The organism is Paracoccus sp. (in: a-proteobacteria), assembly GCF_047973135.1.
Classification (GTDB): Bacteria; Pseudomonadota; Alphaproteobacteria; order Rhodobacterales; family Rhodobacteraceae; genus Paracoccus.
This window is the reverse complement of sequence record NZ_JBKEBL010000313.1, coordinates 1-11,718: the sequence shown is the minus strand read 5'-3', so window position 1 is coordinate 11,718 and position 11,718 is coordinate 1. Positions and strand designations below refer to the sequence as shown.

Sequence of the window (11,718 nt, the reverse complement as noted above, 5' to 3'; positions counted from 1 at the left end):
TACCGAGGCCGGTTTCGAATGGCGGCTTGCGGGCTGTTCGATGTGCCTTGCCATGAACCCCGACCAGCTTGCCCCGGAAGAACGCTGCGCCGCCACCTCGAACCGCAATTTCGAGGGGCGTCAGGGCTATAAGGGCCGTACGCATCTGATGTCGCCCGCCATGGCAGCGGCCGCCGGCATAGCGGGGCATCTGGTCGATATCCGCGAATTTGTGGCGCAGCCCGCCTGATCAATCGGAATATGCGGTGCGGTCCCGACCGCGCCGCAGGATCGCCATGGCGTTCAGTGCGATCAGTAACAATCCTGCATTCTCGAAGGCATAGTTCACGCTGACTCCGAAATGCCGGATGCCGATCAGCGCGTCGAAATGGTGAAAGCCCACAGCGCGGATCATGACAAAGGCCGACAGGATCGTCAGCCCTGCCAGCGCCAGCCCGTTCTGCCGCATTGATCGGCGCAGCATCCACAACCCGGCCAGCAGGCCCGCCGCCGCGACGCTCAGCAGTCCAAGGATGAACGTGGCCTGCACTGCCCGGCGTTCTGCATACCAGCCCTGTGCCTTGGCCAGACAGCGCCCCGCCGCCGTCAGCGCGCTTTGCAGGTCCAGCTGCTTGTTGACAGCCAGACACAGCATCAGCACCGCGATCAGCGCCCAGAAGCCGCGCCCCTGTCTCGGCAGCCGCAGGCAGACCTGCACTGCCAGTATGAAACACAGCAAATAGGCCAGTACGGTCAGCCACCCGGTCAGATTGGGGTCGCCGATCACGGGCGTCCAGCTTTGGGACACGCAGCTTAGCAAGGCATCGGGTCGCAACAGATACTCCACGGATCGGGCGCAGGTGAGCGTTAGCCGACTTTGCGGAAAAGCTCTACCCGCCGGGCGTCTGGTCACGCGAATGTGGCATTTGCCGAGGGGCGCTTTTACCTCGATGAGGCAGGGCTGCCCGCGGGAAAAATGTGAGGCGAATAAGAAAAAATAATGGATAATTGTCATATTTTTACACCCATCAGTTGATTAATCCAATTTGATTAAATCAAGGGATGAAAATTCGACCAAAAGTAAAAAAAAGCTAAACGAATCCGTAAAATTCGATATATACTGGAACTTGGCACAGGCCAATTTTACGTTTTTTCGGAGTTTTAGTAATGAAAACTAGCAGCAAGCTGAAATCCCTGGTCGCGGCTGCGGCGATCCTGACGGGCATGGCTGCCGCCGCTTCGGCGGCAACCTTTGGCAGTATCCCTGGTGTCGGTGGGGGAACAAACGATATTCTGGACGACGTCTTTGGTCCGGGTACCACCTCGCGTAACGGCTGGTACGGTGCTACTCTGTACCTGACCGGCGCGTCCGACGTTACCGCGACTTTTCTGGGTGAAGAAGCGGGCATGAACAACACGTTCCACTGGGACGGGACAAAAATCTTCAGCAACAACGGAAGCGCGGCGGGGGCTAGCATCACCTATACCAACGTGACTGCCGGTATTCTGGACTTTGCCTTCGGGATCAACAGCGCCGTCGCATCGCTGTTCAACACCAGCAATCCCGGGCCGGGCAAGCCCGCCAACTTCTTTGTCACCTTCGAGAACGAAAACGCCTCTGGCGGCCAGATGGCGTATCTTTTCCTCGATGACAGCGGCAGTTCGGACGACAACCACGACGACATGGTCATCAAGCTTGCCGTGACCGGCGGCAACATTTCGATCGTGCCGCTGCCCGCAGCGGGCCTGATGCTGCTGGGCGGTCTTGGCGTGATGGGGGCAACTGCACGCCGTCGCAAAAACGCCTGATCCGGTTTTCTGACTGCTGATCCGGGCCTCGTTGTCGTGACGGGGCCCTTTTTGATGCGTCCAGACCGTAGCGCGGGTTGCGGCGACCGGGGGGACTGCCTACAGTAGATTGCCGGCTGCTCACTGGGCCGCTCGCCGGCAGGCCCGGACAAGACAGGAAAGCGCAATGGACAAGTTCACCACCGTGACCGGCATCGCCGCCCCCATGCCGCTGGTCAACATCGACACGGATATGATTATCCCGAAACAGTTTCTGAAAACGATCAAGCGTTCGGGGTTGGGCGTAAATCTTTTCGATGAAATGCGGTATGATCGGGATGGAAATGAAGTCGAAGATTTCATTTTGAATAAGCCGGCCTATCGGCAATCTGAAATATTGGTCGCCGGGGATAACTTCGGTTGCGGTTCGTCACGCGAACATGCGCCTTGGGCGTTAATGGATTTTGGAATTCGCTGCGTTATTTCCACCAGCTTTGCCGATATTTTCTTTAACAATTGCTTCAAGAATGGAATCCTGCCTATCGTCCTGCCGCGAGAGGCCGTCGAGGTTCTGATGGAAGACGCGCGCAAGGGTGCCAATGCCCGGATGACCGTCGATCTGGAAAGCCAGACCGTCAGCAGTTCCGACGGACAGCAATTTCACTTTGACATCGATCCGTTCCGCAAACATTGCCTGCTGAACGGACTGGACGATATTGGCCTGACGATGGAAAAGGCGCCCTCTATCGACAATTTTGAAGGAAAGATGGCGCAGGCACGTCCTTGGGTCTGACACTTTCCTTGGCTGCGCGGCGGGATTCGGATGATCCCGCGCGCGCTGCGGCGGTTTTACTTGCGCATATATATAAGACATTGGCCTTATAGAAGCATACAAAACAGATCAATCTAATAAAAGCAGCTTTATAATAAAGATTTTTCGGGGGTTTGCCACCGACACCGGCATGCCAGCCCTTTGATCGCGGGAAAACCACGCGAAGACCTGAAATCTGCTAATGTCCTGTCCGGTTTATACTATTCTGATCGCTCCGCTGCCTGTGGCGACGTGGATGCCGATCGCCGGAACGACCGGGGTCGCGGCGCTGCTGTCATAGGAAAAGCCGTAAAAGCAACAAATCAAATCTGATGCGATGCATTGGCAGATGCCGCGGCGTCTGCCATATCGCGGTGATGAGTACTGCCAAGTTTCGCAATCTGCTGTCCGCGCTGTTTCTGATGGCCTTCGCCGCCCTGCCCGCCTTTGGCGAGGGCGCGAAAACCCTGCGTATCGCGACATATGATCCGGGCCTTTCGCGCAAGGGGCCGGGCCTGCTGTTGCGCGACATCCGCAACAGCGATCCGCAGGTTCTGGCGGCGGCGCAGGTCATTGCAGCGGTTGCGCCGGATGTGATCCTGTTGACGGGCTTTGACTGGGATCATGACGGCGCGGCATTGACCGCGTTCGCCGATCTGCTGGCCCGGTCGGGGCTGTCGCTGCCCAACCATTTTGCGGCCCGTCCGAACAGCGGTATCGCAACCGGGCTGGATCTGGATGGCGATGACCGTCCGGGTGAGGCCGACGATGCGCAGGGCTGGGGGCAGTTCACCGGGCAGAACGGGATGGCGCTGCTGTCGCGCCTGCCTGTCGGACCGGTGGCGGATTACACGGACAGGTTGTGGCGCGATCTGTCGGATAATCTGATGCCCGACACCCCGGCCGATATCGCAGCCATTCAGCGTCTGTCGTCGACCGCGCATTGGGATGTGACGGTGCAGACCCCCTCGGGTCCGCTGCATTTGCTGGCCTGGTCCGCGACCCCTCCGGTTTTTGATGGCCCCGAGGATCGCAATGGCCGTCGCAATCATGACGAGGCCGCGTTCTGGCTGCGGCATCTGCCTGCCGCCCCCTATGTGCTGATCGGGAATGCCAATCTTGATCCGGTGGATGGCGATGGCCGACCCGATGCGCTGCGGGCGCTGATGTCGCATGCGCAGGATCCACATCCGCGCGGGGCATGGCAGCCACCGCAAACCGGCCTCAATGCCGCGCAAAAGGGTGATGCTGCGCTGGACACGGGCGATTTCGACGATGCGCGGATCGGCAATCTGCGGGTGGATTATATCCTGCCCGCAAAGGGTTTGACCGTCGCGGACAGCGGGGTGTTGTGGCCTGCACCCCAGAACCCGCTGGCGCAACTGGTCGGGACGGCCTCTGATCATCGTCTTGTATGGATCGATCTTGCGCCTTGGTGATGGCTACATCTCGGCCACATGCGCCAGACGGTCCTGAACCATGCCGCTGATCCGGGCAAGATCGGTCGCCAATGCACGCCCGGCACGGTGGTCGCGGGCCAGCGCGGTCGCCGCCTCTTCCAGCGTCCGGTCATGGGCCGAGCGGGCGACCCCAGCCAGAAACCGGGCGATATAGTCGATGGCGGCGGTGTCATGCGCCGAGGACAGGATTTCGGCCACATGGCTGAGATCGTCGCGCAAGCCCGTGGCGTCGGGTTGGATCATGTCGTCGGGCAAAACCCGCAGCGAACTGCCCGACGCCTCGGGCGGCAGGGCGGCCAGTACGGCCTGCTGGAACAGCGCAAGGCTTTCGATGGGCTTGGTCAGAAACCCGTCCGCGCCTGCCTGCATCGCGCTGCTGCGCATATCCGGATCGCCCGAAATGCCCAGCAGCACGGGCACACGCGTCGTTGATGTGGCGATCTGACGGATCAGGTCAGCGCCATCGCCATCGGGCAGGCCAAGATCGACGATGACGACGGCGGGCCGATAGGTTTTCAGATGCCGCGCCGCTGATCGCAGGCAATCCGCCCGCCTGATTCGCGCGCCCGACCGCAGGCACAACAGGCGCACCGCCTCGCTGGCAAAGCGCGAATCCTCGACCACCAGCACGGTCAGTCCGGTCAGCGGGCGTCCTGGCAGCGACATCCGCCACATGGGCAGGGCTTCCCGCGCGCCGGTTCCAACTTCTGTCAGCATCTGATTTTTCCCGTCCGAATGTACAACCTCCCCAGATAACCGCCGATTCTCTAAGAACCGGTTAATCACGTCGGGTTTTTCTTTCGCTCGGGCGCGACAGCGCATAAAAGCTGGCGCAAACGGAGGATCTCATGATCGGACGCCTGAACCATGTCGCCATCGCCGTGCCCGATTTGCAGGCGGCGGTCGCGCAGTACGATAACACTCTGGGCGCAAAGGTTGGCGCGCCGCAGGACGAACCTGATCACGGGGTCACGGTGGTATTCATCGAACTGCCCAACACCAAGATCGAACTGCTGTATCCCCTGGGCGATGACAGCCCGATCAGGGGCTTTCTGGACAAGAACCCCTCGGGCGGGATTCATCACATGTGCTTTGAGGTGGACGACATCATTGCCGCGCGCGACAAGCTGAAAGCCGACGGCGCGCGCGTTCTGGGCAATGGCGAGCCAAAGATCGGGGCGCATGGCAAGCCGGTGCTGTTCCTGCATCCCAAGGATTTCAACGGCTGCCTGATCGAGCTGGAGCAGGTCTGATGAACCTGACCGGGGGCATCGTCCTTTACGCGGTCCTGTGGTTTCTGACGCTGTTCGTGGTGCTGCCCATCGGTCAGAAATCGCAGGCCGACGTCGGCGAGGTGGTGCCGGGCACGCCGGCGGGCGCGCCCCATGATCTGAAGCTCAAGCGCAAGCTGATCCTGACCACGCTGATCGCGACGGCGCTGTGGGGGGTGATCGCCTGGATCATTATGGGCGAGGTCATCACCCGCGAGCAATTGTCGAATTTCGACCGGCTTTTCCGCGGATGATGTGGAACAGATGCGTGAATGCGGCCGCCGCCAGAACCGGCACGGCGATGTTCAGCAGTGGCACCGTCAGCAGCACGGCGATGGCCGCGCCGGTCAGCGTGATCTGCGCCGCGTTTGATTTGCGCAGGGCCGTGGCCTGCACCTCGTCCAGATGACGGCGGGCGGACATCTGAAAGAACTCGCGCCCCAGCAGCCAGCCATTCGCGCCATAGAACAGCAGCGGCGAGAACGGTCCCAGCAGCGGCGTCAGGATCAGCGACAGGATCGCGACGCCTATCACAGCCGCCACGACCGCCAGCGATTCCAGCAGCCCGTCCATGAAATCCTGAGCTTTGCCGATTCTGGCGGGATAGTGGATCCGCTCTACCGCTTCGGTGACGCGCTCGGCGAACAGGCCCGAAAAACCTGCGGCGACCGGGGCCATCAGAAAGAACCCCATCAGCGGCAGCAGCGCCAGCGATCCCCATGACAGCAACTCGGCGATGGGGATTCCGCCAATGCCCGGCAGGGAAATATTGCCCTGTACCAGCAGCCTGATCAGCCAGAAAGTTGCCGCTTGCAGGACGACGAACAGCAGGATCGTCAGCGCGATACCGGTCAGCACCAGCGACAGGATGCGCGGACGCAGCAGATCGCCCGCGCCAAGGCCCAATGCCCGGATCATTCCAGCCAGCTTGTCTTGGCGGCGATGTCGGGGCGGGGGCGTTCGGGCGGTGTTGCGCCCCTGCTGCCGATATGGATCAGGCCCGCCACACGCTCGTCCGGTTGCACCCCAAGATGCGCCCGCCCGAAATCCGGGTTCAGCGCCGCGAAACCGGTCAGCCATGCCGCGCCCCAGCCCGATGCCAGCGCCGCGTTGACCAACCCCAGACAAACCGCCCCCGCCGACAGGATCTGTTCCCATTCGGGGATCTTGTCGCTGGCGACCGGGGCCGAGATTACCGCGACGATCAGCGGCGATCCGAATGCCGAGGCCGATTTCTCGACCGCCGCCTCGTCCTGCCCCGCATCGGTCACAGCCTGCCGCAGGATCGGTTGCAGCCGGTCCAGTGCCGCCCGGTCCAGCACAACAAAGCGCCATGGTTCAAGCTTGCCGTGATCGGGCGCGCGGGCGGCCAAGGTCAGCAGGTCAAGCAATTGCTGCCGGTCGGGCGCGGGGCCGGACAGCAGCTTGGGCGGGTGAGAGCGGCGGCTGGAAAGAAATTGCAGCGCCGCGTCGTTGCGATGGTTCATGCACGTCTCCTGTCAGGTTGGCCGGTTTTCCCAAAGCTTGCGGCAAGGTGCAAGTCACGGCGGATTGCGGTCGGCCATTCGTCGCGTCATTCTGGCGCCATGACCGATCTTGCCCATCTGGCCCGCGAGGGTGCCGAATTTGCCATCCGCGTTACCCCCAGGGCGCGGCGCAACGCGATCAGCGTTGATGAGACGGGTATCCGGGCCCATGTCACTGCCGTGCCCGAGGATGGCAAGGCGAATGCGGCGGTGATCAAATTGCTGGCAAAATCGCTTGGGGTGGCGAAATCGCGGCTGACGCTGGTGCGCGGCGCGACGTCGCGGGACAAGGTGTTCCGGCTGGATTAACGCGATCTTTCGATCCGGTAATTCCCTTCGGGCAGGTTCAGGGCCAGCCGCAGTTCCGACAATTGTTCCATCGACAGGACGACGCGCATCACGTCGTCGCCATTCGGGCCGATCTGTTCCAGAACCACCCGGTCGTCAAAACCCAAAATCACCACATCCTCGTTCAGAGGGCGGGTTCCTGACTCGGCCTCGTCGATCAGCGTGATCACGGTGGCGTCGAATTCGTGTTCGATGGTGAACATCCGGGTCTCCTTCGTTCGTTAAAGAATTACGCGAAAGAGGCCGGGGAACAAGCCGTCAGGGTTTGCGCGGCGTCCGGGTGGTCGTTAAAGTGCCGCCTGAACGCGACTGATCGCAAGATGAAATTTGAGGTGTAATGTATGGTTAAGTCTGGCATCCACATGCGGCGCGTTGCCGCGATTGTTCTGACGGGTCTTGCGGCACTGTCCGCCTGCGCCCCTGTCGATCAGCAGACGGTGCCACAGCCATCGGCGACCTCGTCCCGGCAGATGGCGGTCAGGCAACCCACCCAGAACATCAATTCGCCCAGTCAGGCGGCAAAGGTCTTTGTGTCGGTCATGCGGCGCATGGAACCTGCGGTCGAGCGTGAATGCCTGGAGCGCCGGACCCAGCCAATCAACTGTGATTTTCAGTTCGTGGTCGATGACCGCCCCGGACTTGAACCTAACGCCTTTCAGACCATCGGCGACAATGGTCGTCCGATCATCGGTTTTACCCTGTCGCTGATCGCCGAAACGCGTAATTCCGACGAGATTGCATTCGTCGTCGGCCACGAGGCCAGCCACCACGTCCTGAACCATCTGGACCGCAAGGCGGGCGCGGCGATGGCGGGGGCCGTCATTCTGGGCAGCATCGCGTCGATCTATGGCGGCGATGCGACGGCGATCGATACGGCGCAGCAGATCGGAGCCTCGGTCGGATCGCGCTATTATTCCAAGGACTGGGAATTGCAGGCCGATTATCTGGGGGCGGTCATGACACTGAACGCGGGTTTTGATCCGATGAACGGCGCGCGCTTCTTTGAACGCCTTCCCGATCCGGGCGATCGTGTGCTGGGTTCGCATCCGTCGCGTTCCGCACGTATTGCGCAGGTCCAGCGCGCCATCGACGATGCACGCAGCGGGCGCGTTCGCTAAGCGGATCTCGGGGGCCGGATGACGGTCCCCGATAGATTTTCTTAAGCCAGTTGCCCTGCCGCAGCCGATGTGAAGATTTCCGGTTGCGGGCAGGGCTTGGGACCGGTCTCCGAGCAGGTTTTAAGACGAAAAAGGTAACTGAACTGTTGAAATCTGACCCGAATGGTTTAGAAAAGTTGCAACTTGCGCAAAAAGTTCTGGCATGTCGGGCAGCTTCTGTTTTAGTTGTATAAGATATGCACAAAATCGCGTGAGCGTTGTTGAATGATTGCGCCCTGAGCGGGCTTTGACTGAGTGAAAGGGGCGCCCATGATTGGCGTGGTTGTCTGGAGCAACAAGGAAAGCGAAAAGGCTGTCGTCTGGTGCGAGGATCACGGTTCTCTGGCCTATCTTGGCGGGTCTGATTCGTTGACCGATCCGACGATCTGGCCCGAACCTGGTGATCTTCTGGAACTGGAAAGCGAAATGGTCGGCGAATTGCGCTATGCGCGCCGGGTGTCGCTTTTGACGGAACGGGGCTTTCCGCAACTGCCTGAAATCCTGCGCAAGACCGGCGATGCCGCCGATTCCGAGGCACAGCATCTGCGTCTGGTCAGTTCGCAGGATTACGCCGCCGGTGAAACCGGCGATGCCTCTTGCGATGTGGCAATTGCCTGCGTGGGCGGCGTGCGTTAAGCCCCGCCCGACCACGATAGGCGCGGGGTCAGGCCCCGCGCGACAGGGCCGCGACGCCGGTGCGCGCCAGATCGGACAGGCCAAGCGGGCGCATCAGGTCGGCAAAAGCATCCAGCTTGGACGATGTGCCGACCAGTTCGAATACAAAGCTTTCCAGCGTCGAATCGACGACATTCGCGCGAAAGATTTCGGCAATGCGCAGCGCCTCGACCCGCTTGTCGCCTTGACCGCGCACCTTGAACAGGCCCAGCTCTCGTTCGACCGACGGCCCCTCGACCGTCAGGTCATGGACCTCATAGACCGGCACGATCCGTCCAAGCTGCGCCTTGATCTGTTCGATTACCGAGGGTGTGCCTCTGGTCACGACGGTGATTCGCGACTGGTGGCCGGTGTGATCGATCTCGGCCACGGTCAGGCTGTCGATATTGTAGCCGCGCCCCGAAAACAGCCCGATGACACGGGCCAGCACGCCGGGTTCGTTCTCGACCAGCACGGCAAGCGTGTGGCTTTCCACGATCTCGGCATGGGGGTCGCGCAGGTCATAGGCCGAATGGCTCGACGCGCCTTTCTGGATGTTCAACGCATTCATGATCCGCCCTTTTCTTCGTTGCGCAGATATCTGGGGATGCGGAGGCATGTCCCCCGCGGCCGTGTGATCAGACCAGCACCGCGCCGTCCGACTTGATTGCGCCTTCGGTTTCGGCATCGCCCAGCAGCATCTCGTTATGTGGCTTGCCGGACGGAATCATCGGGAAACAGTTCTCGTGCTTTTCGACCAGAACATCCAGAATGAATGGCCCGTCGTAATCCAGCATCTGCTGGATCGCGGCGTCCATATCGCCGGGGTCACGAACCTGCGCGCCCTCGCAGCCAAAGGCTTGGGCCAGCTTGACGAAATCGGGCAGGCTGTCCGACCAGCTTTGGCTATAGCGTTCGCCATGCAGCAATTGCTGCCATTGCCGGACCATTCCCAGGCGTTCGTTGTTCAGGATGAACTGCTTGACCGGCAGACGGTACTGCACGGCGGTGCCCATTTCCTGCATGTTCATCAGCCAGCTTGCATCGCCGGCGACATTGATGACCAGAGCATCGCGATGGGCCATCTGCACGCCGATGCTGGCCGGCAGACCATAGCCCATCGTCCCCAGCCCGCCCGAGGTCATCCAGCGATTCGGCTGGTCAAAGCCAAGGAACTGCGCCGCCCACATCTGATGCTGGCCGACTTCGGTGGTGACATAGCGATTGCGCCCCCTGGTCAGCGTCTCAAGCCGCTCCAGCGCGAATTGCGGTTTGATGATCGTGTCGCTGCCGCGATAGAACAGGCAGTTCTTCGATTTCCAGCCCTCGATCTTTTCCCACCATTTTCCGATGGCGGCGCTGTTCACCTTGCGGCCTCGCGACTTCCAGATCTTCAGCAGATCCTCAAGCACGTGGCCGACATCGCCGATGACGGGAATATCGACATGGATCACCTTGTTGATCGACGAGGGGTCGATGTCGATATGCGACTTGACCGAACTGGGGCTGAAATCGGCCACGCGCCCGGTGATCCGGTCGTCGAACCGCGCGCCGAGATTGATCATCAGGTCGCAGTCGTGCATCGCCAGATTGGCCTCGTACAGGCCATGCATGCCCAGCATCCCGATCCAGTTGCGGCCCGAGGCGGGATAGGCCCCCAGCCCCATCAGCGTCGAAGTGACCGGAATATTCGTCGCATCCGCCAGTTCGCGCAAAAGCTGGCTGGCCGCCGGGCCGGAATTGATCACCCCGCCGCCGGTATACAGAATCGGCCGCTCGGCCCGTTCGATCAGCTCGACCAGACGGGTGATCGCAGCGGTGTCGCCCTTGCGCGCCGGCTGATAACGGACAGGCGTGACCTGCCTGGGGCCGACATATTCATCCGAGGCGAACTGGACGTCCTTGGGAATGTCGATCAGCACCGGCCCCGGCCGTCCCGAGGTCGCGACGTGAAACGCCTTGTGGATCGTCTCGGCCAGCGTGCCCGTGTCCTTGACCAGCCAGTTATGCTTGGTGCAGGGGCGGGTGATTCCGACGGTGTCGGCCTCTTGAAAGCCGTCAGTTCCGATCATGAAGGTCGGAACCTGTCCCGACAGCACGACCAGAGGAATCGAATCCATCAATGCATCGGTCAGCCCGGTGACGGCATTCGTCGCGCCCGGCCCCGATGTGACCAGAACGACCCCCGGCTTGCCGGTGGAGCGGGCATAGCCTTCGGCCATGTGGACCGCGCCCTGTTCGTGGCGGACCAGGATGTGGTGGATGTCGTTTTGCTGGAAGATCTCGTCATAGATCGGAAGGGCAGCGCCGCCTGGATAGCCGAATACCGTGTCCACGCCCTGATCCTTCAGCGCCTGAACCACCATTTTCGCTCCGGTCATCTGCCGCGACATCATTCCGTTCCTTCCGCAGAGATAAAAAAGCCCCCGTGGGTCCGGGGGCGCATGAACCCATTGGCTGGTTGCCGTTACCGGCCCATGCGCCCATCCCTTCCCACAATTACGAGTAGCCCCGGCATTCGGGATCTCCTGTAAGACTGGCGGGACAGTATGGCGGTGCGACGGAAGCGTCAACCGCGGCCGCAAATATTTTCTGTCGTGCCGGGCGATTTTTGCGCAGTTTTGTTTCCTTTGTCGGCGGATAGCAGAGGTAATGTTGCGAACGGGCGCTTCTCTGAGTGTCCGTGCGCAGCGCGCCCGCCGCCGGCCCGGATTGGCAAGGCCT

At 61.2% G+C, this 11,718-nt stretch carries 16 protein-coding genes; 9 read left to right on the top strand and 7 right to left on the bottom strand.

What is annotated here, in order from left to right; all coding sequences use genetic code 11:
- On the top strand, positions 1 to 229 hold a 229-nt coding region (locus tag ACK5L9_RS22540; protein WP_416913698.1), incomplete at its 5' end, for an aconitase family protein.
- Here the strand turns inward: ACK5L9_RS22540 and ACK5L9_RS22535 are convergent.
- Positions 230 to 814: a hypothetical protein gene (locus ACK5L9_RS22535; RefSeq protein ID WP_416913697.1), complete on the bottom strand. Its 585-nt coding sequence runs from the start codon at positions 812 to 814 to the stop codon at positions 230 to 232.
- A 389-nt stretch (positions 815 to 1,203) separates the two neighbouring features.
- Between ACK5L9_RS22535 and ACK5L9_RS22530 the strand changes: the two genes are divergently transcribed.
- The 3 genes from ACK5L9_RS22530 to ACK5L9_RS22520 all read left to right on the top strand — a co-directional run bounded on the left by ACK5L9_RS22530 (position 1,204) and on the right by ACK5L9_RS22520 (position 4,017).
- Positions 1,204 to 1,788 carry a VPLPA-CTERM sorting domain-containing protein gene (locus ACK5L9_RS22530; RefSeq protein WP_416913696.1) on the top strand — a complete coding sequence of 195 codons (585 nt, stop codon included), beginning with the start codon at positions 1,204 to 1,206 and terminating at the stop codon, positions 1,786 to 1,788.
- Between the two features lie 166 nt (positions 1,789 to 1,954).
- Positions 1,955 to 2,560 carry a 3-isopropylmalate dehydratase small subunit gene (gene leuD, locus ACK5L9_RS22525; RefSeq protein WP_416913695.1) on the top strand — a complete coding sequence of 202 codons (606 nt, stop codon included), beginning with the start codon at positions 1,955 to 1,957 and terminating at the stop codon, positions 2,558 to 2,560.
- A 395-nt stretch (positions 2,561 to 2,955) separates the two neighbouring features.
- Positions 2,956 to 4,017, top strand: coding sequence for an endonuclease/exonuclease/phosphatase family protein (locus ACK5L9_RS22520; RefSeq protein ID WP_416913694.1), 1,062 nt, complete (start codon positions 2,956 to 2,958; stop codon positions 4,015 to 4,017).
- A gap of 3 nt (positions 4,018 to 4,020) precedes the next feature.
- Here the strand turns inward: ACK5L9_RS22520 and ACK5L9_RS22515 are convergent, their stop codons facing one another.
- The gene (locus ACK5L9_RS22515) at positions 4,021 to 4,755 is read right to left on the bottom strand and encodes a response regulator (protein WP_416913693.1); all 735 of its coding nucleotides are present in this window, start codon (positions 4,753 to 4,755) and stop codon (positions 4,021 to 4,023) included.
- A gap of 131 nt (positions 4,756 to 4,886) precedes the next feature.
- Here ACK5L9_RS22515 and mce point away from each other — a divergent pair, with 131 nt between their 5' ends.
- A complete protein-coding gene (gene mce, locus ACK5L9_RS22510) occupies positions 4,887 to 5,291 on the top strand; it encodes a methylmalonyl-CoA epimerase (RefSeq protein WP_416913692.1) in 405 nt (134 codons plus the stop codon).
- Positions 5,291 to 5,563, top strand: a complete 273-nt coding sequence (locus tag ACK5L9_RS22505) for a DUF1467 family protein (protein ID WP_416913691.1) — start codon at positions 5,291 to 5,293, stop codon at positions 5,561 to 5,563. Before mce ends, ACK5L9_RS22505 begins: the two co-directional genes overlap by 1 nt.
- Here ACK5L9_RS22505 and ACK5L9_RS22500 read toward each other — a convergent pair.
- Both ACK5L9_RS22500 and ACK5L9_RS22495 read right to left on the bottom strand, forming a co-directional pair.
- Positions 5,517 to 6,227 (bottom strand): EI24 domain-containing protein, encoded by a 711-nt coding sequence (locus ACK5L9_RS22500; RefSeq protein WP_416913690.1) that lies wholly within the window; start codon positions 6,225 to 6,227, stop codon positions 5,517 to 5,519. The genes ACK5L9_RS22505 and ACK5L9_RS22500 overlap by 47 nt on opposite strands.
- Positions 6,224 to 6,796 (bottom strand): nitroreductase, encoded by a 573-nt coding sequence (locus tag ACK5L9_RS22495; RefSeq protein WP_416913689.1) that lies wholly within the window; start codon positions 6,794 to 6,796, stop codon positions 6,224 to 6,226. The genes ACK5L9_RS22500 and ACK5L9_RS22495 overlap by 4 nt, the downstream gene beginning before the upstream one ends.
- 99 nt (positions 6,797 to 6,895) lie before the next feature.
- Here ACK5L9_RS22495 and ACK5L9_RS22490 point away from each other — a divergent pair, with 99 nt between their 5' ends.
- Complete coding sequence (locus ACK5L9_RS22490; RefSeq protein WP_416913688.1) at positions 6,896 to 7,144, top strand: DUF167 domain-containing protein; 249 nt, start codon at positions 6,896 to 6,898, stop codon at positions 7,142 to 7,144.
- Here the strand turns inward: ACK5L9_RS22490 and ACK5L9_RS22485 are convergent.
- Positions 7,141 to 7,386: a hypothetical protein gene (locus ACK5L9_RS22485; protein WP_416913687.1), complete on the bottom strand. Its 246-nt coding sequence runs from the start codon at positions 7,384 to 7,386 to the stop codon at positions 7,141 to 7,143. The genes ACK5L9_RS22490 and ACK5L9_RS22485 overlap by 4 nt on opposite strands.
- 138 nt (positions 7,387 to 7,524) lie before the next feature.
- Between ACK5L9_RS22485 and ACK5L9_RS22480 the strand changes: the two genes are divergently transcribed.
- Both ACK5L9_RS22480 and ACK5L9_RS22475 read left to right on the top strand, forming a co-directional pair.
- The gene (locus tag ACK5L9_RS22480; protein ID WP_416913686.1) at positions 7,525 to 8,301 is read left to right on the top strand and encodes a M48 family metalloprotease; all 777 of its coding nucleotides are present in this window, start codon (positions 7,525 to 7,527) and stop codon (positions 8,299 to 8,301) included.
- Between the two features lie 309 nt (positions 8,302 to 8,610).
- Entirely contained in the window at positions 8,611 to 8,976 is a 366-nt protein-coding gene (locus tag ACK5L9_RS22475) for a hypothetical protein (RefSeq protein WP_416913685.1), read from the top strand.
- 28 nt (positions 8,977 to 9,004) lie between these two features.
- Here the strand turns inward: ACK5L9_RS22475 and ilvN are convergent, their stop codons facing one another.
- Positions 9,005 to 9,565 carry an acetolactate synthase small subunit gene (ilvN, locus tag ACK5L9_RS22470; protein ID WP_416913684.1) on the bottom strand — a complete coding sequence of 187 codons (561 nt, stop codon included), beginning with the start codon at positions 9,563 to 9,565 and terminating at the stop codon, positions 9,005 to 9,007.
- Between the two features lie 67 nt (positions 9,566 to 9,632).
- Positions 9,633 to 11,387 (bottom strand): acetolactate synthase 3 large subunit, encoded by a 1,755-nt coding sequence (locus ACK5L9_RS22465; protein WP_416913699.1) that lies wholly within the window; start codon positions 11,385 to 11,387, stop codon positions 9,633 to 9,635.
- Between the last annotated feature and the right edge of the window lie 331 nt (positions 11,388 to 11,718).

Bases quoted from the DNA above. Each gene is read 5' to 3' on its own strand.
- ACK5L9_RS22480 (WP_416913686.1), top strand. From the start codon at position 7,525: ATGGTTAAGTCTGGCATCCACATGCGGCGCGTTGCCGCGATTGTTCTG.
- ACK5L9_RS22520 (WP_416913694.1), top strand. From the start codon at position 2,956: ATGAGTACTGCCAAGTTTCGCAATCTGCTGTCCGCGCTGTTTCTGATG.
- ACK5L9_RS22490 (WP_416913688.1), top strand. From the start codon at position 6,896: ATGACCGATCTTGCCCATCTGGCCCGCGAGGGTGCCGAATTTGCCATC.
- ACK5L9_RS22515 (WP_416913693.1), bottom strand. From the start codon at position 4,755: ATGCTGACAGAAGTTGGAACCGGCGCGCGGGAAGCCCTGCCCATGTGG.
- ACK5L9_RS22485 (WP_416913687.1), bottom strand. From the start codon at position 7,386: ATGTTCACCATCGAACACGAATTCGACGCCACCGTGATCACGCTGATC.
- leuD (WP_416913695.1), top strand. From the start codon at position 1,955: ATGGACAAGTTCACCACCGTGACCGGCATCGCCGCCCCCATGCCGCTG.
- ilvN (WP_416913684.1), bottom strand. From the start codon at position 9,565: ATGAATGCGTTGAACATCCAGAAAGGCGCGTCGAGCCATTCGGCCTAT.
- ACK5L9_RS22495 (WP_416913689.1), bottom strand. From the start codon at position 6,796: ATGAACCATCGCAACGACGCGGCGCTGCAATTTCTTTCCAGCCGCCGC.
- ACK5L9_RS22500 (WP_416913690.1), bottom strand. From the start codon at position 6,227: ATGATCCGGGCATTGGGCCTTGGCGCGGGCGATCTGCTGCGTCCGCGC.
- ACK5L9_RS22465 (WP_416913699.1), bottom strand. From the start codon at position 11,387: ATGTCGCGGCAGATGACCGGAGCGAAAATGGTGGTTCAGGCGCTGAAG.
- mce (WP_416913692.1), top strand. From the start codon at position 4,887: ATGATCGGACGCCTGAACCATGTCGCCATCGCCGTGCCCGATTTGCAG.
- ACK5L9_RS22530 (WP_416913696.1), top strand. From the start codon at position 1,204: ATGGCTGCCGCCGCTTCGGCGGCAACCTTTGGCAGTATCCCTGGTGTC.
- ACK5L9_RS22505 (WP_416913691.1), top strand. From the start codon at position 5,291: ATGAACCTGACCGGGGGCATCGTCCTTTACGCGGTCCTGTGGTTTCTG.
- ACK5L9_RS22475 (WP_416913685.1), top strand. From the start codon at position 8,611: ATGATTGGCGTGGTTGTCTGGAGCAACAAGGAAAGCGAAAAGGCTGTC.